This is a genomic window from Amycolatopsis echigonensis (assembly GCF_002846615.1).
Classification (GTDB): Bacteria; Actinomycetota; Actinomycetes; order Mycobacteriales; family Pseudonocardiaceae; genus Amycolatopsis; species Amycolatopsis echigonensis.
The window spans coordinates 1,421,093-1,445,544 of the sequence record NZ_PJMY01000003.1 but is presented as its reverse complement, the minus strand read 5'-3'; the positions used below and the strand labels follow the sequence as shown (position 1 = coordinate 1,445,544).

23 protein-coding genes are annotated in these 24,452 nt (G+C 68.7%); 10 read left to right on the top strand and 13 right to left on the bottom strand.

All coding sequences use genetic code 11. The features are described 5' to 3' along the window. The first annotated feature begins 20 nt into the window (after window positions 1–20). From ATK30_RS11320 to ATK30_RS11305, 4 genes are all read left to right on the top strand, one after another. A complete protein-coding gene (locus ATK30_RS11320) occupies window positions 21–638 on the top strand; it encodes a TetR/AcrR family transcriptional regulator (protein ID WP_101435573.1) in 618 nt (205 codons plus the stop codon). Between the two features lie 150 nt (window positions 639–788). Next, window positions 789–1,997: a cytochrome P450 gene (locus ATK30_RS11315; RefSeq protein ID WP_101435572.1), complete on the top strand. Its 1,209-nt coding sequence runs from the start codon at window positions 789–791 to the stop codon at window positions 1,995–1,997. A 13-nt stretch (window positions 1,998–2,010) separates the two neighbouring features. Next, a complete protein-coding gene (locus ATK30_RS11310) occupies window positions 2,011–2,205 on the top strand; it encodes a ferredoxin (RefSeq protein WP_101435571.1) in 195 nt (64 codons plus the stop codon). A 49-nt stretch (window positions 2,206–2,254) separates the two neighbouring features. Next, on the top strand, window positions 2,255–3,055 hold the full coding sequence (locus ATK30_RS11305; RefSeq protein WP_101435570.1) for a TetR/AcrR family transcriptional regulator: 801 nt from the start codon (window positions 2,255–2,257) through the stop codon (window positions 3,053–3,055). Here ATK30_RS11305 and ATK30_RS11300 read toward each other — a convergent pair. The 7 genes from ATK30_RS11300 to ATK30_RS11270 all read right to left on the bottom strand — a co-directional run bounded on the left by ATK30_RS11300 (window position 3,021) and on the right by ATK30_RS11270 (window position 10,499). Continuing rightward, window positions 3,021–3,773, bottom strand: a complete 753-nt coding sequence (locus tag ATK30_RS11300) for a methyltransferase domain-containing protein (protein WP_101435569.1) — start codon at window positions 3,771–3,773, stop codon at window positions 3,021–3,023. The two genes, ATK30_RS11305 and ATK30_RS11300, sit on opposite strands and share 35 nt — an antisense overlap. 10 nt (window positions 3,774–3,783) lie before the next feature. Beyond that, entirely contained in the window at window positions 3,784–4,014 is a 231-nt protein-coding gene (locus ATK30_RS11295) for a putative acetyltransferase (RefSeq protein WP_101435568.1), read from the bottom strand. Next, window positions 4,011–4,250: a glutaredoxin family protein gene (locus ATK30_RS11290; protein WP_101435567.1), complete on the bottom strand. Its 240-nt coding sequence runs from the start codon at window positions 4,248–4,250 to the stop codon at window positions 4,011–4,013. Before ATK30_RS11290 ends, ATK30_RS11295 begins: the two co-directional genes overlap by 4 nt. After that, window positions 4,247–6,367, bottom strand: coding sequence for a phage holin family protein (locus tag ATK30_RS11285; RefSeq protein WP_101435566.1), 2,121 nt, complete (start codon window positions 6,365–6,367; stop codon window positions 4,247–4,249). Before ATK30_RS11285 ends, ATK30_RS11290 begins: the two co-directional genes overlap by 4 nt. Continuing rightward, window positions 6,364–6,951: a DedA family protein gene (locus ATK30_RS11280; protein WP_101435565.1), complete on the bottom strand. Its 588-nt coding sequence runs from the start codon at window positions 6,949–6,951 to the stop codon at window positions 6,364–6,366. The genes ATK30_RS11285 and ATK30_RS11280 overlap by 4 nt, the downstream gene beginning before the upstream one ends. After that, the gene (locus tag ATK30_RS11275; protein WP_101435564.1) at window positions 6,948–7,739 is read right to left on the bottom strand and encodes an MBL fold metallo-hydrolase; all 792 of its coding nucleotides are present in this window, start codon (window positions 7,737–7,739) and stop codon (window positions 6,948–6,950) included. Before ATK30_RS11275 ends, ATK30_RS11280 begins: the two co-directional genes overlap by 4 nt. Window positions 7,740–8,192: 453 nt before the next feature. Then, entirely contained in the window at window positions 8,193–10,499 is a 2,307-nt protein-coding gene (locus tag ATK30_RS11270; RefSeq protein WP_208637325.1) for a terpene synthase family protein, read from the bottom strand. 383 nt (window positions 10,500–10,882) lie between these two features. Between ATK30_RS11270 and ATK30_RS11265 the strand changes: the two genes are divergently transcribed. Then, on the top strand, window positions 10,883–12,559 hold the full coding sequence (locus ATK30_RS11265) for a sialidase family protein (protein ID WP_244194584.1): 1,677 nt from the start codon (window positions 10,883–10,885) through the stop codon (window positions 12,557–12,559). A gap of 64 nt (window positions 12,560–12,623) precedes the next feature. On the opposite strand, the gene ATK30_RS11260 is transcribed toward ATK30_RS11265, so the two are convergent. The 4 genes from ATK30_RS11260 to ATK30_RS11245 are packed head-to-tail and all read right to left on the bottom strand — an operon-like array spanning window position 12,624 to window position 17,905. Continuing rightward, a complete protein-coding gene (locus ATK30_RS11260) occupies window positions 12,624–14,681 on the bottom strand; it encodes a glycoside hydrolase family 2 protein (RefSeq protein WP_101435562.1) in 2,058 nt (685 codons plus the stop codon). A 5-nt stretch (window positions 14,682–14,686) separates the two neighbouring features. Then, window positions 14,687–15,562, bottom strand: a complete 876-nt coding sequence (locus ATK30_RS11255) for a carbohydrate ABC transporter permease (RefSeq protein ID WP_101435561.1) — start codon at window positions 15,560–15,562, stop codon at window positions 14,687–14,689. Between the two features lies 1 nt (window position 15,563). Next, on the bottom strand, window positions 15,564–16,523 hold the full coding sequence (locus ATK30_RS11250; RefSeq protein ID WP_101435560.1) for a carbohydrate ABC transporter permease: 960 nt from the start codon (window positions 16,521–16,523) through the stop codon (window positions 15,564–15,566). Further along, on the bottom strand, window positions 16,520–17,905 hold the full coding sequence (locus tag ATK30_RS11245; RefSeq protein WP_101435559.1) for an ABC transporter substrate-binding protein: 1,386 nt from the start codon (window positions 17,903–17,905) through the stop codon (window positions 16,520–16,522). Before ATK30_RS11245 ends, ATK30_RS11250 begins: the two co-directional genes overlap by 4 nt. Window positions 17,906–18,041: 136 nt before the next feature. On the opposite strand from ATK30_RS11245, the gene ATK30_RS11240 reads away from it, so the two are divergent. The 5 genes from ATK30_RS11240 to ATK30_RS11220 all read left to right on the top strand — a co-directional run bounded on the left by ATK30_RS11240 (window position 18,042) and on the right by ATK30_RS11220 (window position 22,346). After that, the gene (locus tag ATK30_RS11240; RefSeq protein ID WP_101440751.1) at window positions 18,042–19,079 is read left to right on the top strand and encodes a LacI family DNA-binding transcriptional regulator; all 1,038 of its coding nucleotides are present in this window, start codon (window positions 18,042–18,044) and stop codon (window positions 19,077–19,079) included. 10 nt (window positions 19,080–19,089) lie between these two features. After that, window positions 19,090–19,392 carry a GNAT family N-acetyltransferase gene (locus ATK30_RS11235; protein ID WP_101435558.1) on the top strand — a complete coding sequence of 101 codons (303 nt, stop codon included), beginning with the start codon at window positions 19,090–19,092 and terminating at the stop codon, window positions 19,390–19,392. Window positions 19,393–19,566: 174 nt separating this feature from the next. After that, window positions 19,567–20,583 (top strand): S1 family peptidase, encoded by a 1,017-nt coding sequence (locus ATK30_RS11230; RefSeq protein WP_101435557.1) that lies wholly within the window; start codon window positions 19,567–19,569, stop codon window positions 20,581–20,583. A 95-nt stretch (window positions 20,584–20,678) separates the two neighbouring features. Continuing rightward, a complete protein-coding gene (locus ATK30_RS11225; protein WP_101435556.1) occupies window positions 20,679–21,521 on the top strand; it encodes an SCO6745 family protein in 843 nt (280 codons plus the stop codon). 69 nt (window positions 21,522–21,590) lie between these two features. After that, entirely contained in the window at window positions 21,591–22,346 is a 756-nt protein-coding gene (locus tag ATK30_RS11220; RefSeq protein ID WP_101435555.1) for an SDR family NAD(P)-dependent oxidoreductase, read from the top strand. A gap of 163 nt (window positions 22,347–22,509) precedes the next feature. On the opposite strand, the gene ATK30_RS11215 is transcribed toward ATK30_RS11220, so the two are convergent. Next, complete coding sequence (locus tag ATK30_RS11215) at window positions 22,510–22,926, bottom strand: VOC family protein (protein ID WP_101435554.1); 417 nt, start codon at window positions 22,924–22,926, stop codon at window positions 22,510–22,512. Window positions 22,927–22,959: 33 nt separating this feature from the next. After that, on the bottom strand, window positions 22,960–24,246 hold the full coding sequence (locus ATK30_RS11210; RefSeq protein WP_208637324.1) for a GGDEF domain-containing protein: 1,287 nt from the start codon (window positions 24,244–24,246) through the stop codon (window positions 22,960–22,962). Window positions 24,247–24,452 lie beyond the last annotated feature (206 nt).

Sequence of the window (24,452 nt, the reverse complement as noted above, 5' to 3'; positions counted from 1 at the left end):
CGAGCGGTAACAATGGGCAGGTGTCCGAAGAAGTCCAGGCCCGCACGCGCAACCGCTGGGGCGAGGGCGAACGGCTGCGCGGGGAAATCCTCGCCGCGGCCAGCAGGCTCCTGTCGGAACTCGACGGCGAGGACGCGCTCACCATCCGCGGGGTCGCCCGCGCCGTCGGCATCGCCCCGGCCAGCATCTACCAGCACTTCAGCGACCGGGCCGCGCTCGTCACCGGACTGGCCGAGCACGAGTTCGGCAGGCTGCGGCTCGCGATGGAAGCCGCCGAGTCCCGGGTTCCCGCCGAGGATTCGGTGGGCCGGGTGCGCGCGCTGCTGCACGCGTACTGCCGGTTCGCGATGGACAACCCCGGTCACTACCGGCTGATGACCGCCAACGGGGCCAGCCGCATCGCTCCCGGGGTCCGGCCGCACGGTCCGACGATCGATCTCATCGACCGGATCAGCGCCGCCTTCGCCCGCTGCGCCGAGTCCGGCGTCGCGCTCCGGGTGCCCGCCGACCGGGCCGGGGTGATCGCGTTCGTCGGCGCGCACGGCCGCGTCGCGCTGTTCCACTCGTCCGGCAGGCGGCCGGGCGAGGACGCCGTGGTGAGCTTCGCCGACGAGTTGCTGTCGCTCATTTTCGCCTGAGCCACGGGCGTTTTCTCCCGCTTTCGGACGGTCGTGCACGGCCATCCCGGTGATCTTGGAACCCGGGTCTGGTCAGTTGTTCACCAGATCTCCTAACATGTGTTCGGTAAGTATCCGAACGATCGTTTGGTGACTTTTCAGGAGGCTGTGATGGCCGACGTCCGGCCCGTAGAGCAGTTCCCGATGTCTCGCGGGCGCTGCCCGTTCGATCCGCCGCCCGAACTCGGCCGCAGGCTGCACGACGAGCCGGTGTCGCGCGTGCGGATCTGGGACGGCAGCGAACCGTGGCTGTTCACCCGCTACGAAGACGTCCGGGCACTGCTCACCGACCCGCGTGTGAGCGCCGATCCCGACCGCGCCGGTTATCCAGCGCAGACGCCCGGGATCAAGGCGCGACGCAGCCGGTTCAAATCCTTCATCGGCATGGACGACCCCGAGCACGCTGCCCAGCGCCGGCTGCTCACCGGCGATTTCATGGTGAAGAAGATCCAGGGGATGCGGCCGCGGATCCAGCGGATCGTCGACGAGTTGCTGGACGATCTGCTGGCCGGTCCGAAACCCGCCGACCTCGTGCAGGCGTTCGCGCTGCCGGTGCCGTCGCTGGTGATCTGCGAGCTGCTCGGCGTGCCCTACGCCGACCGTGATTTCTTCCACCGCTGCAGCAAGGTCCTGGTCTCGCGGGAGGCGACCGCGGAGCAGTCGCTCGCCGCGGCCGAGGAACTGCTCGACTACCTCGCGCGGCTGGTGGAAAAGAAGATCGACGACCCGGCCGACGACGTGCTCAGCCGCCTCGCGACCGGGCAGGTCGCCACCGGCGCGATGACCGTCGAGGAAGTCGCTTCGATGGGCCAGCTGCTGCTCGTCGCCGGGCACGAGACCACCGCGAACATGATCGCGCTCGGCACGGTCGCGTTGCTGGAGAACCCGGACCAGCTCGCCGCGGTCCGCGACGGCGACGACGCCTTGCTGGCCAACGCGGTCGAGGAGCTGCTGCGGTACTTGACGATCGTCCACTCCGGACGGCGCCGCGTCGCGCTCGAAGACTTGGAGATCGGCGGGCAGACCGTGCGGAAGGGCGAGGGCCTGGTCGCGGCCACGGACATCGCCAACCGCGACGAGACGCAATTCCCGGAGCCGGACAAGCTCGACGTGACTCGCAAGGCGCGCCACCACGTCGCGTTCGGCTACGGCGTGCACCAGTGCCTCGGCCAGCCGCTCGCGCGGGTCGAACTGCAGGTGGTCTACCGGACCCTCTACCGGCGGATCCCGACGCTCCGGCTCGCGAAGCCGCTGGAGGAGCTGAAGTTCAAGCACGACATGGCGGTCTACGGGGTGCACGAACTCCCCGTGACCTGGTGAAAGGAGTCGCGAGATGAAGGTGGTCGTGGACCAAATCCGCTGCGTCGGAGCCGGACAGTGCGTGCTCGTCGCACCCGAGGTGTTCGACCAGCGCGACGAGGACGGGATCGTGGTGCTGCTGCGGGAAAACCCGCCCGAGGAACTCCACGCGCAGGCGAAGGAAGCGGCGCAGCTCTGTCCGGCGCTCGCGATCGAGGTGGACGGCTGAGGCAGCGACCCCGGCGGTCCTTTATCCTGTAAGGAGAAAGGGGTCGCCGGTGGTCGTGTTCGCGGGGCAGGGCGACGCCCGCCGTTCGATGGAGCTGCTGTGGCGCGCGGGCAGTGCACCCCGCAGTGCGCCGGGGCCGAAACCCGCACTGAGCGTGGACCTCATCGTGGACGCCGCGATCGAGCTCGCCGACGCCGAAGGCATGTCCGCGCTGTCGATGCGCGCGGTCGGAGAGCGGCTCGGGCGCACGGCGATGGCGCTGTACACGTATGTGCCGAGCAAGACCGAGCTGATCGACTTGATGTGCGACCAGGTGTTCGGCGATCTCCGCGACGACCACGACCTGTCCGGCGGCTGGCGTCCGGCTTTGCTTCAGCTGGCCGGCGACCTGTGGGAGTTCCACCTCCGACATCCGTGGCTGCTGCAGGTGTCCTACGCGCGGCCGGTGCTGGGTCCGGGGGAGTTCCGGATGCAGGAGACCGTGCTGCGAGTGTTGTTCTCGACCGGACTGCCCGCCGGTCAGGTGCGACGGCTGGTGGGCGCGCTGCTCAACGTGGTCCGCGGCGCAGTGCAGGTCGCCGCTGAATCGCGGCTGGCTCTGAAGGAAACCGGACTGTCCGATGAGGACTGGTGGCGGGCGCGGGCGTCGGCGCTCGGCGAGCTGGCCCCGGATCTGGCTGAGCGGTACCCGAATGTCGCCCGGCTCGGTGAGGAGAGTTCACCGCCGCCGCCTGCCGGAGTGTCCTATTTGGAGCACGAGGCGAGACTGAGCTTCGAGGCTGGGGTGGCGGTGCTGGCGGACGGCATCGAGGCGGCTATCGCTTCCGCGCCTCGATCAGGTACCGCGTAGTCGTCGCGACGAACGGCCCCTTCCGCAGCTCCTCGTGCAGTTCGCGCAATCGGGGCAGGTATTCGTCCACCGTGAATCCCGGCACCATCCAGATCACCTTGCGCAGGAAGTAAATCACCGCACCGATGTCGTGGAACTCAGTGCGCAGTTCTTCGAAACGCAGATCCACCACTTCAAGCCCGGCCTGCTCCGCTTCGGCTTTCGCGCGGTCCGGATGCCGACTATTGCGCACTTCCGGCGGCTGCGGCCCGAGGAGGTACTCGACCAGTTCGAACACACTCCACGGACCGACCTGCTGCGACAGATAACTCCCGCCAGGTTGGAGAACACGCGCGATCTCGTCCCACCACACAGTGACCGGATGACGACTCACGACCATTTCGAACACGTTGTCCTGAAACGGAAGCGGCGGTTCGTCGCTGTCCGCGACGACCGTCGCGCCGCGCGGTTCCAGCAACGCGGCGGCCTTCTCGAGGTTCGGCGGCCACGATTCGGTGGCGACGGTCAGCGGCGGCAGCACGGGTACACCGGCCAGCACCTCGCCGCCGCCGGTTTGGACGTCTACAACGGACTGGACGTTCCGCAGCCGTTCGCCGAGCAGCCGCTGATACCCCCACGACGGCCGCTGCTCGCTGGCGCGGCCGTCGAGCCAGGAGAAATCCCAGCCGTCGACGGACACCGACGCGGCCTCGTCCACCAGTTCGTCGAAGGAGCGCATCCGGTGATCGTCACAAATCCGGCTCGGCCGGGCCACTCGATTTCCGCTGCGGCGCCGGCGGCACGGGTTTGGCGGCGACCACCGCGGCCAGCGGGACGATGACCAGGCCGCGTTTGGTTTCGACGGTGCACGTGTCGGCATCGCGGGCGCGCAACGGACCGAGGGCGTCGGTGAATCCGCCCTCGATCCGGTACCGCACGACCACCCGCGTGCCCAGCGGGAGTTCGGTCAGCGGGGTCACCGTGACAGGTGCGCGTTCAGTTCGTCGTCGCTCGGCTCGACGAGGTGGCTCCCGTCCGCGAAGACGATGGTCGGGATGCGGCGAGCGCCGTCCTGCAGTTCGCGTACGCGGGCCTCGGCGGCGGGGTCGGCCTCGACGTCCACGTAGTCGTACTCGACGCCCTTCGCGTCGAGCAGCGCGCGGCTGCGTTTGACGTCCGGGCACCAGCTCGCGCCGTAGACGATCGGGTTGCTCATGACACTACCTCCGAGGGGACGACAGCGGTTTTCTCTTCGGCCGCACCGGGTTCCGGGTGGCCGAGGAAGGTGAGCCAGTCGCGGAAGACGCGGTGCACGGCTTCCGCGCCGACGGGTTCGCCGGGTGCGGGGAATTCTCGCGGATGCAGCAGGAAGCCCCGCTGCTGAGGTCCGCCCAGCGCGCCGTGCGAGCCCACGTGCCGTTCGAACGGCGAGGACTGGTCGGAATCCGGGTCGTACCGGCTGTTGATCATGATGTCCGCGCAATGCGGGAAACTGTCGACACGCTGGACCAGTTCCGCGGCGTACGGACCGTAGTCGGCCAGCGGGTCCTCGCCGATCACGACGCCGGTGGCCAGCCGCTTCAACCCGTCGCGGCCCAGCACCACCGGACCGAACTCGCGGCTGCGGACCAGCAGGAATCCGACACCGTCGTGGTCGACGAGCGTCGGCAGCAGGTCCGGGTGCTCGCGTTCGATCGTCTCCAGCTCGACCCGGCCCTCGTGCTCGGTGAACGACACCATCGCCAGATGCCCGGACACCACCACGACGACCCCGGGGGCCACCCGCGCGACCTGTCCTGGCGAGCCAGCGGCGGTGCGTGGCCGGTTGTCGGCCCCTTCCGCGCCTTCGACCTGGGCCCGCAACCGGCGGGCGATCAAACCGCCGCCCGCGCTCGCCTCGGCGAGTGCGGCGTTGACCTGCCAGCTTTCCGCCTGCCGACGCTTTCCTTGGCCGGCAACGGGTTCGCCGCCGCAGAGCCGTCCGATGAGCGCCTCGATCGTCTCGCCGAACCGGTCGACGAACGCCTGGCCTTGGGTTTGCCCGTGATCGGAGAGCCCGACGAGGTGGTACTTCCGCGGCGCGAGCCGGCTGGCCCGCAGCAGCCGCGCGAACTGCTGGTCGATCGACCGCAGCACCTCCAGCGTGTCGAACCGTTCGATGCCGGAGTGGTGCGCGACCTCGTCGTAGCCGAGGAAATCGGCGTACACGACCGGCCGCCCGGCGAGCAGGTCGCCGGTGATCGCGGACACCACGACGTCGCGCGCGATCACCGTCGTGCCCGGCCGGGCGAGCGGGTAGATGCCGCCGCGCGGGATCCGCGGCAGCACGCCAGCGCGTCGTTGCTTCGCCGCCGCGGACAGTTCACGGACGACGTCGGCGAGCGCGACGCCGAAGGTGCGCAACACGTTGACCGGGTTGGCGAAGTAAGCGCGATACCCGGCGCCGACCCGGTCCCGGCGACGCTTGCGCGGCGTGAGCACTGGCACCGAACTCATGGTCAGGCTGACGTGCGGGGCGTCGCCGGAGAACAGGTTGCCGTGGCTCGCGCCGTCGATCGACAGCAGGCCGCGCCCATCGCTGTGCCGCCGCTCGATCTCGGCCGCGTCGGACGGATGCGCGCACGCCATGACGTGGTCGCGATCCTTTTCGTACCAGCGGAAACCGAGGATGTCGTGGTTCGAACCGTGCAGGATCCCGCAGACGCTCGCGCCGGTCTGCGAACTCCAGTCGGTGTGCCATCGGGTGAGCGAATGCGTGCCCTCGGACAGCCACTTCGCGAAGGTCGGCATGTCGCCGTCGCGGATGGCGCGGCGGACGGTGTCGTACCCGAGCCCGTCGATCTGCAGGAAAATCACACCGGGCGGTTGGTCGGCGAAATCGGTGCGGTGCTGCGCTTTCCGCCGGCGGCGAGCGGCGCGGCGGAAGAAGATCTCGTCCTCGTCGACGGCCAGCACGCTCGAGATCATCGCGCCCACCGCGGACATCGCGACGGTGATGATGACTGCCGTCGAAAAGCCGTGCAGCTCAACGCCGGGCACAGCCTGCAGGATCGCCAGCGCGGCGGCGCTGAGCAGGATGTAGGTGCCGACGCCGAGGGTGAAGTACGCGATCGGCCAGGCCACCCGCACAACGAGCGGCCACACCACCGAGACGAGCAGGCCGAGGATCAGCGCGCACACGGTCGGCTGCCACCACGACTGCATCGTGAACCCGTCGAGCCACGCGTCGAGCAGCCGCAACGCGCCGGTGACCGCCACCCAGACCAGCAGGACCCGCGCGACGACCCGGCCGCCGCGCAACAACCGGCCCTTCGCCGGAGCCGGTGTGCTCATCGATGTCCTTCCGTCTGGTGGGCCGCTCGTTTCTTGGAGATCAGCGTGGTCACCGCGGTGACCAGCAGCACCAGGACGGTGGCGAGCAGCGTCGCGATCAGCGGCGAGTCGAAGATGCCGCCGCTGAGGATGCCCAGCAGCGAGTACGCCACCGCCCACAGCACGCAGGCCAGCAGACCGGACGGCAGGAACTTGCGCCACGGGTAGCCGAGCGTGCCCGCGGCGAGCAGCACCGGGATGCGCCCGGCCGGGACCAGGCGGCCGATGACCACGAGCTGCCAGCCGCGTCTCGCGAACTGCTCACGTCCTTTCGCGAGGCGTTCGGCCTGCTGGCGTCGCTCTACGAAGCGCAGCAGCGGTTCGCTGCCGAATCTCGGGACGGCGAAGGTGATCACGTCGCCCAGGTACGCGCCCGCGACCGCCAGCAGGAGCACGAGCGGGAGCGAGAGGTGGTCGGTGGTCATCGCGACTGCGGCTGCCGCGCCGACGACCGCGCCGGTCGGGACGATCGGGATCACGGAGCCGAGCAGCACTCCGCCGAACAGCGCCGGATAGCCGATCGCTGACGGGTCAGTCCAATTCACCCGCGCTCCTCGCGGGTTGGGAGCAGGACGTCGGCACCGGGGCGGGTGTGCAGGACCTCGGTCTCCAGGCCCTTGCAGCGGACGTGGTGCGCGAAGGTGCGCGGGGGTTCCACGAGGAGCTGGCGCATTTTGGCGGTCCGGTGGATGCCGGGGAGGGCGAGGGTGCCCCAGTGGACCGGGACCGCCGTACGGGCCTGCAGCAGGGCGGCGGCTTCGGCGGCTCGTTCCGGGGTCAGGTGGCCGGGGCCGAGGTTCGGGCCCCAGCCCCAGACCGGGAGGAGGGCTACGTCGACTGGGCCCAGGTCGGCCATGCCGGGGAAGAGGTCGGTGTCTCCGGCGGAGTAGATCCGCTGGTTGCCGGCCTCTATGAGATGGCCCAGGGCTGGGCTTTGCGGGCCGTGGGTGAGGCGAGGGCCCCAGCGGTGGCCAGAGTGGACCGCTTCGGTGGCGGTGATCGTCAGCGGGCCGGAGGTGACGGTTTCGCCGGGGGAGATTTCTTCTACGGCGGTGAAGCCTTGTTTCGCCAGCCAGGAGCCCGCGCCTCTCGGGACGACGATTCTGGTGGCTTTGCCGAGGAGTTTCAGGGAGGGGAGGTGGAGATGGTCGCCGTGGAGGTGGGAGATCAGGACGATGTCCACCGCGGTCCAGGCGGAGACGTCCGGTTTGGGGACTACGCGGGTGAGGGGGCCGATCCAGCGGGTGAGGACTGGGTCGGTGAGGGCGACCTGGCCGGCTAGTTCCACGCGGGTGGTCGCGTGGCCCAGGAAGTGGAGGTTCGGGCTGGTCACGGTGTCGAGTATTGCCGGATGTGGGGCGGGATGCTCGGTGGAGTGGCGGGGCGCACCCTTGCGGGCGATTGTCTGGTTTCTGGGGCGGCTCGTCTTCTGCTCGTCGCCTGGCGGCGACATTGCAGGCGGGTGTGCGTGGGGCACCCCGAAGCCCGAGTGTGCTGACGGTCTGGGGGTGCTTGTCAAGGCGGGAAAGATGCCTTGACAAGCACCCCCAGACCGCAGGGAGGCTTCGTATCGGGGTGTGGGGGAGGGGCTGGGTGCCTCGATTGTTGGGTGCGTCGGTGGTGGTTTGAGGGGCGGGGGTGCGCGGGTGGGGTAGGGGGTGTGGGGGTTCGCGATGTCGGGTTAGCGCTTCGTGGCATTGGGTGAGTCGCGCCGGTTGGGCCGGTCTGTGAAGGGGTCCTTCACGGGCTGCGGAGGTCCGTGAGGGGGACCTTGAGGGATTCGCGGTCAGCGGGTGGGTGCGGGGATGTTCAGGGATTGGGTGCCCAGGCCGGTGGGGCCGGGCTGGAAGCGGCGGGGTTCTGTGCCTAGCGGGATGGGCGGGGTGCCAGTGCAGCCTGGGTGCTGCGGTGCGGCGGCGAGGGGGTTCTCGGCGTCGTTCGGCTTGAGGTGGGCTGGTCCGGCTCGGACTCCGAGCCGGTCCAGTTCCGCGTCTTTGTACCGGTCGCATTCGCGGTGCCAGTGGGCGATGCCGGTCATGAAGTTCTTCAGCAGGTCGGCGTAGCCGGTGAGGGCCGCGCGGGTCTTCGGGTCCAAGCCGTAGTCGGCGAAGAGGCTGGGCAGGCCGACGTCTACCGTGTGGCGGAACTCCGTCAGCCTTGCTTTCGCCAGGTCGGCGACGATGCGCAGGGCTCGATCTTGTTCCACGTCCAGGAACGATCGTACGACCAGCACCGCGTTGTGCAGTTCGCCTTCGTATTCTATTTCCTTGCGGTAGGAGAATAAATCGTTGACCAGCCAGGCGTAATCAGCGGCGGAGTCCTCCAGCGATTCGATGACTCGGTTCCGCTGGATTTCCGCGGGCACGGCGCGGCTGTTGACGATCCGGCAGAGGCTTGTCACCAGATCGGAACCGAAGGCTTGGCGGCGCATTTCCCCGTAATCGATGGGGTCCGGGATGCGGTTCTGGGCTTGGTTGGCCAATTCCCACACCCAGGCGTTGATCATGGTTTCGACCGTGCCGCGGAACGTTTCGCGTTCGGCGGGCTTCATTGGTCCGGTGGTGCGTTGCCACAGGTCGGCCAGGCCGGTTTCCAAGGCGGTCAGCGGTGGTGGTGGGGATTCACCGTTTGTGGGCATGAAGAGTTTGAGGTGTTCGGTGGCAAGCCTGGCGGCGGGCAGGTCGTGTCGGAAGACCGCCGGGTAGTAGTCGTCGGCGTAGGTGCCCCAGGTGAGCCAGTCGGTCGTGAGGGACAGTTGCTCCGGGGGTGCGTCGGGGCAAATTCCTGCGGCGGCCAAGGGGACGTTGGACGCGCGCAGGCGGGCGGCGTCCCAGACCTGTTCGGACAGGATGCCTATGCGCCGTGGCCACTCGGCGATTTTCTTGCGTTCCGCGGCTAAATGCGGGCTGAGTCGCAAAGGGAATGGCAGGGGCAGCGTCGGCAGAGCGACTGGGCCTACTTGTTCGTAAGGCTGGTGCGAGAACGCTCGTGCGCGTTGGGGTGCGGTGGTGGCGACGGAGCGGAAGATCCGGGCGGCGGAGGTGCCCAGCCCGGACGGGCCGCCTGGCAACTCTGGGCCGCCGCGGGCGTCCAGGGTGCCTTTGTTCATGTAGCGGCTCGAGCGCAGATGCCATTCGTGTCCGCCGGATTGCCAGTCTTGCAGGCCTTTGACGTACGCGAAGGTTTCGGCTCGTCCGGCTGGGTGCACGCCGTGTTCGTCGAAGAGGGCGGGGACTTCGGCGAGGGCGGTGTGTTCGAATTGGTGCAGGCGCGAGGTCAGCAGGTCGTTGAGGGCGTCTGCGGCTTCTTGGGTCGTGCAGCCTAAAAATTTCTCAAAGACCAGGACGCTGTTGGAGAGTTCGCCTTCGTCTTCGACTTCGCGCTGGTAGGAGAAGAGGTCGTTGCGCAGATGTACGGCGTCGGCGAAGCAGTCGCGCAGGACTTCCATCGGGCGTTTCGCCGCGATTACGTCTGGGACTTCGGCGTTCAGCGAGTGTTCGATGAGATTCGCTGACCAGGGGGCACCGCCGACTTTGCGGCGCATGGCGACGTATTCGATCGGGTTCGCGATCCGGTTCTCGGTGATGTTCGCCAGTTCCCACAACGATTCGTCGAGCAGGTTGCGCGTGCTTGTCCGGAAACGTCGCCGCCAGCCCGCGGACCGGTGGGGCACGGTGCGGTTCCACAGATCGGTGAGGCCGCGTTCGACCGGGTTTTCCGGGGTTTCGGTGATTTCGCCTTCGGCGGGCATGAAGCGAGCGATCCGGTCGAGGTACGCACGTGCGCGGTCGATGTCGCCGGTGCGTTTGAACAGTTCGAGAAAGTGATCGTCGAAGTAGAAGACCCAGACGTACCAGGCGGTCACGAGATCGAGTTCCCGCGGGGCGGCGTCGGGATGGGTGTAGGAGCAGAGCAACGCGTAGTCATGGGAATCGAGGTCGTGCTCGTTCCAGATGACGGTGCCGTGCTGGGGCACGTCGATCATGTCCATCGTGTACGCCCACGCCTTGCTGTGCTTCCGCGCGCTCTCCAGGTGCGGGTTCAGCCGGGCCGGGTACGAGAGGTAGAACTCGGGCAGGACGAACGGCTGCACGCGTGCTCCCTTGCCTTCGCGGGTACCGACTCCACGAGGCAAACAGACCCGCCCGGCGCGGCGGAAGTCCTGCCACTCCGCCGATTCGGCGGATCGCCCGGGCGGACCAGCGCGGTCCGTCGCGGGGTCTCCGGTGCGTGCTGCCGCGTCGCTCGTCGGTGGACGGCGGGCCGACATCCGGGTGCGGGGCGACAGCGGCGATTGTCCGCCGGACAGTTTCTTGCAACGTGTGCAAATCGGAGTATTCTCCGGTTTTCACACGATGGCAAAGCGGCCGGGGCCGGCCACCTCTTCGACAAGCTCAGCGGCCGCGCGAGCCGTTGTGTCCGGGAAGGAGAGCCGGGAGCAGGCCGTGGCGCCGTCCCGTCCTAGGAGTGACGCTTATGTCGCCTGGTCCCCTCGCTTTCCGTTCTCGCTCCGGTCCGAGACGGCGCGGCGCGCTCGTCGCTGCTGTCGTGCTCGGCGCCGCCGTCGCGGCCGCGCTGCCGACGGGCGTCGCCGCCGCGGCAACGACCTCCGGCGGAGTGCTTTACCGGCCCAGCACCGCCGCCGGTTCCACTGAGGACGCGAGCTATCCGCGCGTCATCCGCCTCGCGCACAACGGCAGCGCGAACGGCACCTTGCTGGCCACGTTCTCCCATTCCGGCACCGGGGTCGGGAAGGCGAACTTCCCGATCTACCGCTCGGCCGACAACGGCGTCACCTGGACGTCCTCGCCGATCAGCACGGTCACCGACACCCAGCACGGCTGGGATCTCGACGGCCCGACGCTCTACGAACTGCCGAGCGCGCAAGGATCGCTGCCGGCCGGCACACTGCTCGCCGCGGGCACGGCCTGGAACCACGGCGACTACACGCAGCAGGCGGTCGAAGTCTTCGTCTCTACCGATCAGGGCGCGAGCTGGACTTACCGCAGTTCGTGCGCGGCCGAATCCGGGATGGCGAACACGATCGGCCACGGCATCTGGGAGCCGGAGTTCGCCACCACCAGCCACGGGCTCATCTGCTACTTCTCCGACGAACGCCCGTCGGTGAACAACTACGCCCAGGTCCTCGCGCACGCCGTCTCCACTGACGGCGGTCTGACGTGGGGCAACGAGGTCTACGACGTCGCTCTGCAGAACGGGGTCGACCGGCCCGGGATGGCAACTGTCGTCCCGTTGCCCAACGGCACCTACGCGATGACCTACGAGGACTGCAAAGCCGGTGCCGACCCCGACCAGGCCTGTGACGTCTACTTCAAGACGTCTCCCGATGCCGAATCGTGGAACCCCGGCAGTCTCGGCACTCGGATAGAGACCGCCGACCACCGGTTCCTGCTGCACACGCCGTATCTGACCTGGTCGCCGGCGGGCGGCGCGAACGGAACGCTCATCGCGTCCGGACAGCGGGTGGTCGCGGGCACGGACGGTTCGCTGGCGATTCAGCCGGAGGACGGGCATGTGCTGTTCGTGAACCGGAACCTCGGATCGGGCGCCTGGCAGGAGATCACCACGCCGGTGACGACCGCGCCGACCGGCGGCTACGACGCGGGCGAGACAGCCTGCGCCGGATACAGCTCGCCGCTCCTCGGCGCGGCCTCCGGCAACACCTTCCTGATGCTCGCGGGCACGCATTTGTCCACCGGCAAATGCGAAACCGACTTCGGCACGGCGACGCTGCCGAACGCGCAGGGCCAGATCACCGGCCCCGGCACCACCGGCAAATGCGTCGACGTCAACACCAACACCTCGGTCAACGGCAACGCGGTGCAGCTGTACACCTGCGGCATCGCGACGGGACAGCAGTGGTCGCTGGAAACCGACGGCACGATCCGCGCTTTCGACAAATGCCTCAACATCGTAGGCGGCGGCACCGCCAATTCGTCCAAAGTGGAGCTTCGCGACTGTCTGGGCACGCCCTCGCAGCAGTGGCAGGCTCGTGCGGACGGGTCGATCTACAACCCGCAGTCGGGTCGCTGCCTCGACGATCCGCAGGCGCAGACCGCGGACGGTACGCAGCTGCAGATCTATGACTGCAACGGCCTGTTCACTCAGGTCTGGCATGTCCCGGCCTCATGAGGGCCCTGTCCTGAGCGGAAAGGGCGGCCAGCTCACCCGAGCTGGCCGCCCCTTCCGTGATTGCTCAGTCCCGCGCGCCTCGCCGGTTCAGCTCTTCCACCACCGCCGCGTCCACGAACGTCCGCGCGGCCACCTTGCCGTCGATCTCCAGCCACAGGTGCAGTCGCGCCGGACCGCCGGGGGCTCGGACCGTCAGCGGGAACGCGTCACTGAGCCGGAACGGTTTCGCTTGCGCGGAAACAGAATCCTCCGGAGACGACGGGAGGCTGCGGGAGCCCGACGCGCCCCACGCGGCGTGCAGAGTTCCCGCGATCGGTTCCTGGCCGGTGTGCGACACGTGCACGTCCAGGGTCAGCGGTTCCGCGGGGACCGGCAGGTCGGCACCCGCGTGCGCCGGCACCAGGTCGACCACCAGGGTCGTCGCGGCGAACGCGTCGGCCGGGTTCAGCCCGCCCCAGTCCTTCGGCCGCCGGTGGGTGTCGAGCAGTCCCGCCATTTCGTGTTCCACGTCGGTCAGCTCGGTGTAGATATAGCCGGAAAACCGGTCGTGCCTGCGGATTTCCTGGGTCTGCCAGCGGACGTGCCACGCCCGCTCCAGGCTGGTGAACCCGGCGCCGTACTCGCTGTTCAGCACCGGAACGCCGGACCGCGGGAAGTCGGCCGAACCGTAGAACGATTTGTCGACCAGGAAGTCCGGCCGGAGCTTGACCTCGAACGACTCCCGCTCGCCGGACGCCAGCGCGGCGAGGTTTTCCGCCCACGTACGCGGGTTCTCGTCGTAGTAGTGCCAGTCGACGAGGTCGGTCTTGACGTGTGCCCAGCCGGAGTTCTCCACGATCGGCCGCGTGTCGTCGAGCGAACGCATCAGGTCGTAGGCGTGCTCGGCCGCGGCGGCGCGCTCCGGGCTGCCCGGGATGTCCCAGTCCAGCCCCCATTCTTCGTTGTACAGCCCCCAGATCACGATCGACGGATGGTTGCCGTCGCGCCGGACCAGGTCGGGCAGCTGTGCCTCGAAGGCCTCGGCGGCCGCCGGGCTGAACCGGCTCGGGCCCGGCGGTTCGGCCCAGATCAGCATCCCGGTCCGGTCCGCGTGGTCAAGCCACCGCGGTTCCTCGGCCTTGAGATGCTTGCGCACCAGCGAGAAACCGAGTTCCCGCGCCAGGTCGAGGTCGCGGATCAGAGTTTCGTCGTCCGGCGCGGTGAGCCCGGACTCCGGCCAGTAGCCCTGGTCGAGCACGCCGCGCACGTACAGCCGTTCCCCGTTGAGATACAACGCCTCGCCGCGCGTCTCGATCCGGCGCAGCCCGCCGGTCACGGTCAGCCGGTCGGCTTCGTCGCCTTCGCCCACGGTCAGCGTGATGGAGTAGAGGTGCGGCGATTCAGGGCTCCACAACCGCGGAGACGGAACGTCCAGGCGACCGGAGAACCGCCCGTTCTGCACCGAAAGGACGGTCTCGCGGCCGTCAAGTAGCGCGACCACGGCTGCGCTGTCCGGACCATCCCCAGCGAGTTCGCCGGCGATGTCGAAGCCAGTCAGGGAATCCCCGCGGACGGACACCTCGGCGGCGTACGTGCGGCCGCGCGCTTCAAGCCAGACGCTCTGCCAGATGCCGGACGTCGGCGTGAACGACACGCCGTCGTAGTCGTCCCGGGGGATCGAACGCTGTTTGCCGTGCGGGATTTCGCGTTTGTCCGCCGGTGCCTCGACCTCGACGGTCAGCTCAGCGGGGTGGCCCGGTTCCAGCACGTCGGTGACGTCGAACTCGAACGAGCTGTACCCGCCGACGTGCGAACCGACGGCCGCCCCGTCGATCGAGACGACCGCTCGGTGATGCACCGCGCCGAAGCACAGCATCACTCGCTGTCCCGTCCATTCCGGCGGAACCGTGATCGAGCGCGCGTAGACCGCGTGTTCCAGCCAGGTCCGCTGCACACCCGAGGCTGGGGTCTCCCAAGCGAACGGGACGACAATCGACTCAGGCGCGCCGTCGGCCGCGGTGAACCGCCAGCGGCCGTTGAGGCTCAGCCACCGCGCGGACCGGTCCCGGTCCGGACGCGGATAGCCGGGCCGGGGGACCGCCTCCGCGGCGATCGGATCGGCGGCGTTCTCGGCAATCGTCATGTGTGTCAGCCCTTTACGCTTCCGGCGAGGATGCCGTTGATGAAGTGCTTCTGCAGCACGATGAACAGGATCAGCAGCGGGACGAGCGCGATCGACGCGGCGGCGAGCAGTTCGCCGGTGATGGTTGCGTAATCGGACCCCACCCGGTTGCCCGAGATGTTCTGGGCAAGCGTCGAGAGGACCACCTGGAGGGTGGCCATCCGGCTGGAACTGGCCGTGACGACCGGCCAGACGAAATCGTTGTAGATGTTCATGATCGTCAGCACGCCGAGCCCGGCGAGGCCCGGCCGGATCGCCGGGACGACCACCCGCCAGAAGATGCCGAACTCGCCGCAGCCGTCGACGCGGGCGGCGTCGAGCAGTTCGTCCGGCACGGCCGCGATCACCTGGCGCATCCAGAAGATCGCGAACGCGTCGACCGAACCGGGCAGGATCAGCGCCTGGTAGGTGTTGACCCAGCCGAGTTCCTTCATCTCCAGCAGCAGCGGGATGACGAGCACGATCGTCGGCAGCATCAGGGTGAGCAGCACGGCCCCGAAGATGAGGTTCCGGCCCGCGAACCGGTATTTCGCGAACGCGTAGGCCGCCAGCGGCGCGCAGAACATCGTGATCGCGCCCTTCGCCACGAGCACGATGCCGGTGTTGAGGAACCCGCTGCCGATCGGGACGTCCTGGAACATCCCGCGGAAATTGTCGAGCGTGAAGGTCGCCGGGTCGAACCCGAGCGGGTGCCGGATGATCTCGCCCGCCGGTTTGAACGACGACAGGATCGCCCACGCCACCGGCGCGAGCAGGGCGACGGTCAGCACGATCAGGAACGCGTGCGAGCCGAGCAGCGGCCGGGGCCCGGTCCGCCGTTCGCGGACGCCGAGGGTGGTCATGTCAGTCCTCCGCTCGGAGCAGCCGGACGAAAAGCAGCGACACCGCCATCACGACGATCACCAGCAGGAACGAGTTCGCCGCCCCGGTGCCGAGATCCGCGCGGGTGATGTGGTTGTAGAGATAGAGCCCGGCCGTGGTGGTCGAGTTGTACGGCCCGCCTTTCGTGGCCACGTACGGCTCGGCGAACATCTGGAACACCGCCAGGGTCTGCAGGACGAGGCTGAACATCAGCGACCGGCGCAGCAGCGGAACGGTGATCGTCCACAGTTGCCGCACCCGGCCCGCCCCGTCGAGCGACGCGGCCTCGTACAGGCCGCGGTCGATCTGCTGGAGTCCGGAAAGGACGATCAGCACCACGAACCCGGTGGTCTTCCAGAGAAACAGCAGCGCGAGCGTCGGTTTCGCCCATCCGCTCGTGACGAGCCAGCCGACCGGCGGCAGCCCGACCGCGCCGAGCATCGCGTTCACCGCGCCGTTGTTCTGGTCGAACAGCACGATCCAGATCTGCGCGACCGCCACCAGCGGCGTCACGAACGGCACGACGAAGGCCACCCGGTAGAACCCGCGCAGCCGTTTGATCGCGTTGAGCAGCACCGCCACGACCACCGCCAGCACCATCTGCGCCGGGACGGTCAGCAGCCACAGCACCCCGGAATTGCCCAGCGACGACCAGAATCCGCTGCTGGTCAGCAGATACCGGTAGTTGTCGAGGCCGATCCAGCGCGCGGCGCCGGACCCGTGCCAGTCGGTGAAACTCAGGCGCAGCGTGAAGAACAGCGGATAGACACTGAACGCCAGGAACACCAGCACGAACGGCAGCACGAACAGATACGGCGCGAAGCGGCGGCGCCACGGCAGGGTGCGCCGCCGACGGCGGCGTGGTGCCCGGGAACTCGGCTTGGCTGCCGGAGGCGGTTCCCGGAACACCCTCGCCGCGGCGGTCGCGGAACGAGTGGTCATTTGCGGTCAATCAGGTTGGTTTGGATGTCCTGGCCCGCCTTGTCGATCACCTGCTGCGGGGTGAGCGTGCCGTCCAGCATCTTCTGCAGGTCGGTGCCGAGGTAATCGACCGCGCCGGACCACCAGGCCGGGATCGGGGCTCCGCCGGGGATTTCCCGGCCCGCTTCGACGGCGGTCTTCCAGACGTCCTGGCCGCCCATCGCGTCGATCGGCCGGAACAGCGGTTTCGCCGGATCGGCGGCAGGCTGGTAAGCCGGGATCGAGGTGTTCAAGCCGCCCGGGTAGACCGCGTTCGGGCCGTAGACGCCGGTGTAACCGGCCTGGTCGAACATGAGGAAGCGGTAGAACAGCCAGGCCAGCTTCGGGTTCTTGGCGTCCTTGGGGATCACGAACGACGAGCCGCCCATCGCGCCGCTGCGCGCGCCGCCCGCGGTCCACGCCGGCAGCGGCATCGCCCGCCAGTCGCCCTTGGTCGCGGTCAGCTGCTGCTGAGGGGCGAAGTCGAACCAGATCGCCCACGGGTAGAAGACCTCGTTGGCCGAGTCCAGCGCGCTGACGTCGGTGGGCTTGAGGTACTCCGCACGGGTGCCGAGCCCTTCCTTGCGCACGGTGTCCAGCCAGCTCAGGATCTGGTGGTACTGCGGGGAATTCAGCCGCAACGCCCCGTTCGGGCCGGCCAGGCCGGTGCCTTGCTGGCTGGCGAACATCTCGAGCTGGAGCTGGCTGTTGAAGGCGTCCTGCTCCAGATGGATCGGCTTCGCGCCGGGCTTGAACTGCTGGTACTTCTTCGCCGCCGCGAGCAAATCGTCGTAGGTCTTGATGCCGTTCGGGTCGATCCCGGCCGCACTCAGCGCCTTCGCGTTGTAGAACAGCAGCCCGGGGTCGAGGTCGAAGGGCACCCCGTAGATGCCGCCGTTGACAGTGTTGACGTCGACCTTCTGCTTGGCGATGTCCTTCGTGTAGGGCGCGAGCACGTCCTTGAGATTCCACAGGTGGCTCACGTAGCCGCCGACCTTGGCGTCGTCCAGGAAGACGCCGTCGGGCACGTCGGTGCCGGTGATCAGCGTGTTCTGGAGCTTGCCCGCGATGTCCACGGCCTCGTGCTTGACCGTGACGCCGGGGTATTTCGCGGTGAACTTCTTGATCGCGGAATCGAAGACCTTGTACAGGTCGCCGGAGCGGTCCCAGACGGTGATCTCGCCCTTCGGCGCGTCCTCGGACGGGGCCTGCAGGACGGAGTTGTCCGAGGCCGCGCCGTCGGAGCTGATGTCCGGACCGCAGGCGCTCAGCCCGGTGACGAGCAGGGTCGCGGCGGCGAGGGCGCCGCCGCTGCGGGCGAGGCGGCGGGCTGTCCGTCCGCTCCGTCGGAGAGTGGGGTTCATGGCACTCCTTTGTGCGGGACGGCGGCAAGGCGACGTGCGAGGAGGGGCGCGCCGTGAATTTGCCAACGTAGGCAAACTGTACGACATGCTTGCACACGTTGCAAAAGGTAGGATGACTTTCGGCGAAGGGGGCTCCATGGCGGCGACGTTGCGGGACGTGGCGGATCGGGCGCAGGTTTCGGTGCGCACGGTGTCGAACGTCGTCAGCGGCTACGAGCACGTCAGCGAGAAGATGCGCCAGCGCGTGCTGCGGGCCATCGAGGAACTCGGCTACATCCCGAACCCGGTCGCCCGCACGCTGCGCACCGGCAAGACCGGGCTGCTCTCGCTGGTGGTGCCGGAGATCGACGTGCCGTACTTCAGCCAGCTCGCCCGCGAGGTCATCGACGCCGCCGCGAGCCTCGGCTTCCAGGTGATGATCGACCAGACCGGGCACGACCACGAGCGGGAACGCCAGCTGCTGCGCGGCGGCGGCAGGCGCAACCTGTTCGACGGCATGCTGTTCGCGCCGCTCGCGACCGGGGACGAGCTGCGCGACGTGGACCCGGCGCGTTCGTCGCCGCTGATCCTGCTCGGCGAGCACGTGTTCGACCACCGCTTCGACCACGTGGCGATCGACAACGTCGTCGCGGCCCACGACGCGACGACGCATCTGCTCGACTGCGGCCGTACTCGCATCGCGGCGATCGGCGCCCAGCCGAAGGAGATGTACTCGACGCCCTTGCAGCGCACTGAGGGCTTCCGCAAAGCGCTGGACGAGCACGGCCTGGAGCCGGTGACCGCGTTGCAGGCCACGGCCGCTCACTACGGCCGGGCGGACGGGTACGAGGCGACCGCGTCGCTGCTCCGCGAATCTCCGCGCCCGGACGCCATTTTCTGCTACTCCGACCTGCTGGCGATGGGCGCGATCCGGGCGGTGTTCGACGCCGGTCTGCGCGTCCCGGACGACGTGGCGATCATCGGCATCGACGACATCGAGGAAGGCCGCTATTCCCGTCCCTCGTTGAGCACCGTTTCGCTGGACACGCCGTTCATCGCCCGCACCGCGGTCTCCCGCCTCGCCGCCCGGATCGAGGATCCGGGGCTGCCCGCGGAGGAATTCGTCGCGCCGCACACGGTCATCCCCAGGGAGAGCACGGGCGGAGCGTCCCGCGCGGACTCGGGCGGTGTGTGAGGATGCGGGAATGAGCGAAGAAGAACCCCGCGTTTCCCGCAACGACAGCGAAAACCGCTACGAAGTGTATGCGGACGGCAAGCTCGCCGGCTTCGCCGAATTCACCCCGAAGGACACCGAAACCGTTTTCACCCACACGGAGATAGGCGACGAGTTCGGCGGCCGCGGCCTCGGCAAGGTGCTGGCGAAGGCCGCGCTGGACGACGTCGTGGCGCGCGGCGGCGTGATCGTTCCGGTGTGCCCGTTCATCGCCGGGTACCTGCGCAAGAACGAGGGCTACGCCGAGCACGTCCGGTGGCCCGGACAGCACTGACTCGTCCGGGTGGTGCCGTTCGGCTTATTCCAGGTGGTCCGAACGGCGCAATCTTGTCCGGTTGGTCCGCATTTTTTGGTTATTAACCAACCTTCGTCGGTTTCGCGTTGGTTGCCGGGCAACAACAGTGTGGGGCGTCCCACCGGTCGGTTCAGCCCACCTGGAGGAAGATCCATGACTTCCCGGAAGACTCTCGTCGCCGGATTCACCGCACTGTCGGCCGCGGCGTTGACCGCGGGCATGTGCGTGAACGCCGCGTCGGCAAGCCCGCTGGCGTTCGCCAAGATGCAGGCACAGGCGATCACCCAGGCGACGCAGGTCGCCGACACGCTCGGCGCCGGAAACGGCGGCATCTACCTCGAACGCGGCAAGGCGGTCCTGAACGTCACCGACGCCGCGGCGCAGGAGAAGGCCAAGGCGGCGGGCTTCGCGACGAAGCTCGTGAAGCACAGCTTCACCGCCCTCACCAGCGCGAAGAACCAGATGGACACCGTCAAGAACGTGCCGCAGACGTCGTGGGGCATCGACACCAAGACCAACCAGGTCGTGGTGAAGATCTACGACTCGGCGTCCCAGGCCACCAAGGACAAGGTCGCCGCGGCCGCGGCGAAGCTGGGCGACGCGGCGCGCGTCGAGCACCGCTCGGGCAAGCTGGCCACCTACATCGCGGACGGCGACTCGATCAACAACGGCCAGTTCACCTGTTCGCTCGGCTTCAACGTGACCAAGGGCGGCCAGCCGTACATGCTGACCGCGGGCCACTGCACTAATGAAGGCGGCACCTGGTCCGGCGGCGACGTTTCCGGCGCCCAGGTCGTCCAGAGCGACTGCCCCGGAGCCGACTCGGGCCTGCTGACCCGCCCGAACGGCACCGGCCCCGGCGCGATCAACACCGGCCAGAAGATCACCAGCGCGGCCAGCCCGACCGTCGGCGAGCAGATCGAGAAGATGGGCCAGACGACCGGCGGCGGCAGCGGCCAGGTCACCTCGGTCGACGAGTCGGTCAACTTCGACGTCGGCGTCCTGAACCACGAGTTCGGCACCACCGCCCACACCGACCACGGCGACTCGGGCGGCCCGGCGTACGACGGCGAGAAGGGCCTCGGCACGCTCTCCGGCGGCGACACCCAGACCAGCTACTTCTACCCGCTGACTCTGGAACTGCAGTCCTACGGCCTCGAGCTCGCCTGAGGCTTTCCGCTCCACGGCCCGCCGTCCCGGCTTTCGGGGCGGCGGGCCGCTTTCGTGCGACCCGTTTTGTCGTACCCGGGTCTTAGAGTTGCCGCATGAAGCCGAACCCGGCCCGCAACCTCTGGACCGCCCTGGAACCACTCCACGCAGTCGTCTACTTCGCCCCCGAGCCCGCCGCGGCGGCGAAGGACGTCGGTTTGCGCGGCTGGTGGATGGGCTACTTCGCGGGCCGAGCGGCACCACTCGGCCCGATCGGCCCGGAACCGGTCACGTCGATGTTCTTCGGGTTCGCCCCGCGGATGGTCGCGCGAGCGCTTCCCGACGCGTGGTCGTTCGCCTCTCCCGGCGACGTGCTGCGCACTCGCATCGAAGCGGTCGAAGCGGCGTTGACGCGGCTGCTGGGGCCGGCAGCGGTGGGCGAGCTGGCCACGCTGCTGGAACAAGCCGTCGCCGCCTGCCAATTCGACGCGCGCCCACTCGCGGCGGCCTGGTCCGCGGTGCCGAGCCCGGACCGTCCGCTGGCCCGGTTGTGGCTGGCGACCGCCGTGCTGCGCGAACACCGCGGCGACGGTCACGTCCTGGCCGCGGTCACCTCCGGATTGACCGGACTCGAAACCACGCTCACCCACATCGCCACCGGCGCTACCGTTCGCGAGCAAGTCCAGCGCGCCCGGGGCTGGACGGACGAGGAATGGTCCGAGGCGACGGCAAACCTGGTCGAGCGCGGCCTGATCGATGCCGAGGGGCTGACCCCGGCAGGTGCGGAAATCCGCCGCACCATCGAAGAAACCACCGACCGGCTGGCCGCCGCCCCGCTCGAAGCACTGGGCCCGGCAGGCGTCGACCGGGTGTTGGAGCTGGCGACCCCGCTCAGCCGACGGATCATCGACAGCGGAGGTGTTCCGGTCCCCAACCCGATGGGCCTGCCACGTCCCTGAACACCGACGTCGATTCCCCGGCTCCCCGCTCGACGCACTGGTGACAGGCACGAGAAGGGAGCTCTCAAGATGCTGCTCGAAGGCAAGAACGCGGTCGTGTACGGCGCTGGCGGAGGGATCGGCGGTGCGTTCGCGCGAGCGTTCGCCGAGGAAGGCGCGCGAGTCTTCCTGGCCGGACGCACTCGCGAGAAGCTGGACCGGGTCGCTGACGACATCCGCGCAGCTGGCGGTACCGCTGACGTCGCCGTAGTGGACGCGCTCGACGAGAAGTCCGTCGACGCTCATGCCGACGCAGTGGTCGAAGCCGCGGGCAGCCTCGACATCTCGGTGAACGTGATCAGCCACGGCGACGTCCAGGGAACTCCGATGGTCGAGATGTCGCTGGCGGACTACGAGCAACCGGTGGTCAACGGCGTCCGTACGACCTTCCTCACGATGCGCGCGGCTGGCCGGCACATGAAACGCCAAGGCAGCGGCGTCGTCCTCCTCTTCGGCGGCGACGGAGACCCGGTACGCAACCACGCGGTCGGCGGCCTGCAAGTCGGCTTCGCCGCACTGGAAGCGATGCGCAGGCAACTCGCCGCCGAACTCGGCCGGTACGGCGTGCGCACGGTGACCCTCCGGACCGGTGGCGTCCCGGAAACCATCCCAGCGGATTTCCCCGGAGCCGAGGAACTCGCGGCGGAACTCGCCGAACCGACCATGCTCGGCCGCACCGCGACGCTGGCCGATGTCGGTGCGGTAGCGGCGTTTGTCGCGTCCGACCGAGCCCGCACGATGACTGCGGCCACGGTGAATGTCAGCTGCGGTGCGCTGGTGGACTAGCGCTCTGTCGTCTTGGCCGAAGCGTCAGCGGCCCGCCGATGTTCGCCCCCGCTCGACGGCATCCCAAGCCGAGACAGCTGCGGCGAGGAACACCGCGAGCGCGGGAGCGAACGGGTCCAGCGGCTCGGTGCTGCTCACCGGACTAGGCCGCCACCGCCCCGGGTCAGACCTTGGCGCGCGCGGAAATCTGCTGCACCGACCAGCTGTTGCCGTCGGGGTCGGAGAAGTGGATGAACCCGATGTTGTCGAGGTCTTCGAGCGCGCCGGTTCCCGGGTCGGGGCCGTAGAGCTGGAGTTCGCCGACCTCGACGCCGCGTTCGACCAGCTCCTCGCGGGCTTTCCGGACGTCGGCGACGACCAGCTGCAGGCCCTTGAGCGACCCCGGCGGCATGTCCGGGACCATGCCCTTGCCCAGGACGATCGAGCAGCCCGAGCCCGGCGGGGTCAGCTGCACCAGGCGCTGTCCCGGTCCGGGACTGATGTCGTGGTCGAGGCGGAAGCCGACCTGGTCGACGTAGAACGCTTTCGCCCGGTCCACGTCGGTCACCGGCACGACGACGACCTCGAGAGTCCAGTCCATGGGACGAGTTCTAGCGGCGGCCTCGGCCGACGGTCAAGCGCTCGCCAGCTCCACCCGGTTGCGGCCCGCCTGCTTGGCTCGGTACAGCGCGGCGTCGGCGGCGACCAGCACGTCGTCGACGCTGGCGAGATGCTCGGCCGGGTACAGCGCGCAGCCGATCGAGACGGTCAGGTCGCTGATCACCGACTCCTGGTCCGGCAGCGCGACGACCACCTGCGGGATCCGCCGCCGGATGCGGTCGGCGATGTGGCCGAGGTGCTCGGCGCTCGGGATGTCGGGCAGCGCGATCGCGAATTCCTCGCCGCCCCAGCGGCCGCACACGTCCTGTTCGCGGACCTCGTCGCGCAGCGACATCGCGATCTCACGCAGCACCAGGTCGCCGGTGGGGTGGCCGTAGGTGTCGTTGATCGCCTTGAAGTGGTCGAGGTCGAGCAGCAGCACGCCGACGCTGTCCTGGTTCGCCCGCGCGCGTTCGAGGTAGCGCTCGGTGACCGTGCGCCACCAGCGTTTGGTCGCCAGCCCGGTGGTGACGTCGGTGCGTGCGTCGCGCTGGAACTGGGTGAGCAGCAGCCCGCGGTGCAAAGCCACGAGGGCGATCACGACGCCGGCCAGGATCAGCGGGTTGGCCAGCATCAGGAGCGCCGCGGTGACCAGGCCGAGCCCGATCGCGCCCGCCTCCAGCAGCTGGTCGCCGAAGCCGGAGAACAGGTCGGCGAACGACCGCGGCGGGCTCGACAGCGCGATCGCGACCATGACGAGCGCGGTGTTGATCGCCCAGCGCAGCCCGGCGGCGAGCACGAAGACGGTGAGGTCGAGCAGGCCAGGCCCGAAGCCGTTGGAGAGAACCCCGGGGTAGTGGTGCATGCCGAGCGCGAGCACGGCGACCGCGGCTTGCGTCCCGCACAGGACGGAAGCGCAGGAGAAAATCCAGCGGTGCGGCAGGACCGGCCGTTCGCGCGGCCAGATCCGCCACCAGGCGACGGCGTAGGTGAGCACGACCATCGCCGACGCGAGAATCGCCGGCAGCGCGACGACGGCGGCGATGCTCCACACGGCCTTGGTGTCGACGTACGCGACGGTGGGGGCCCGGCTGTACTCGCGCTGTCGTTCGATGTGCCGCGTCGCCTCGATCGCGAGCGCCGCGCACACGGCGAGGACCCCGAAGCGGATCAGGTCGATCTGGCGCACTGGCGCGAGCCACGCGGTGGCGAGGGTGGTGCCCACTGCCACGACGTTCACCAGCAGCACATACATGCGGACGTGAGAGGGCAACCGCCATAGGCGCCAGCCTGTGAACCACCCGGCAACTCGTCCGCGCACTCTTCACCTCACCCGATTGGCTTCTACGGTAAACGACGAGGCGCGTTGTGTGCTGCCTGTCGTCCGGACTCTGGGAAGCACCGGGGCGATTTCGCCCGGACAGACCAGCGCCAGACGGCCGGCGAGGGGAGGTAGCCACTGTGAGTAGTGGCCACCTGCTCCGAATCCGGGCCGGACCAGGGGATCCACGAGTGTCCCTTTTGGCC

Coding starts and splice junctions, on each gene's coding strand:
- ATK30_RS11290 (WP_101435567.1), bottom strand. CDS start 4,250: ATGAGCAACCCGATCGTCTACGGCGCGAGCTGGTGCCCGGACGTCAAA.
- ATK30_RS11300 (WP_101435569.1), bottom strand. CDS start 3,773: ATGCGCTCCTTCGACGAACTGGTGGACGAGGCCGCGTCGGTGTCCGTC.
- ATK30_RS11215 (WP_101435554.1), bottom strand. CDS start 22,926: ATGGACTGGACTCTCGAGGTCGTCGTCGTGCCGGTGACCGACGTGGAC.
- ATK30_RS11225 (WP_101435556.1), top strand. CDS start 20,679: ATGAAGCCGAACCCGGCCCGCAACCTCTGGACCGCCCTGGAACCACTC.
- ATK30_RS11260 (WP_101435562.1), bottom strand. CDS start 14,681: ATGACGATTGCCGAGAACGCCGCCGATCCGATCGCCGCGGAGGCGGTC.
- ATK30_RS11245 (WP_101435559.1), bottom strand. CDS start 17,905: ATGAACCCCACTCTCCGACGGAGCGGACGGACAGCCCGCCGCCTCGCC.
- ATK30_RS11265 (WP_244194584.1), top strand. CDS start 10,883: ATGTCGCCTGGTCCCCTCGCTTTCCGTTCTCGCTCCGGTCCGAGACGG.
- ATK30_RS11235 (WP_101435558.1), top strand. CDS start 19,090: ATGAGCGAAGAAGAACCCCGCGTTTCCCGCAACGACAGCGAAAACCGC.
- ATK30_RS11315 (WP_101435572.1), top strand. CDS start 789: ATGGCCGACGTCCGGCCCGTAGAGCAGTTCCCGATGTCTCGCGGGCGC.
- ATK30_RS11285 (WP_101435566.1), bottom strand. CDS start 6,367: ATGAGCACACCGGCTCCGGCGAAGGGCCGGTTGTTGCGCGGCGGCCGG.
- ATK30_RS11220 (WP_101435555.1), top strand. CDS start 21,591: ATGCTGCTCGAAGGCAAGAACGCGGTCGTGTACGGCGCTGGCGGAGGG.
- ATK30_RS11230 (WP_101435557.1), top strand. CDS start 19,567: ATGACTTCCCGGAAGACTCTCGTCGCCGGATTCACCGCACTGTCGGCC.
- ATK30_RS11310 (WP_101435571.1), top strand. CDS start 2,011: ATGAAGGTGGTCGTGGACCAAATCCGCTGCGTCGGAGCCGGACAGTGC.
- ATK30_RS11255 (WP_101435561.1), bottom strand. CDS start 15,562: ATGACCACCCTCGGCGTCCGCGAACGGCGGACCGGGCCCCGGCCGCTG.
- ATK30_RS11250 (WP_101435560.1), bottom strand. CDS start 16,523: ATGACCACTCGTTCCGCGACCGCCGCGGCGAGGGTGTTCCGGGAACCG.
- ATK30_RS11240 (WP_101440751.1), top strand. CDS start 18,042: ATGGCGGCGACGTTGCGGGACGTGGCGGATCGGGCGCAGGTTTCGGTG.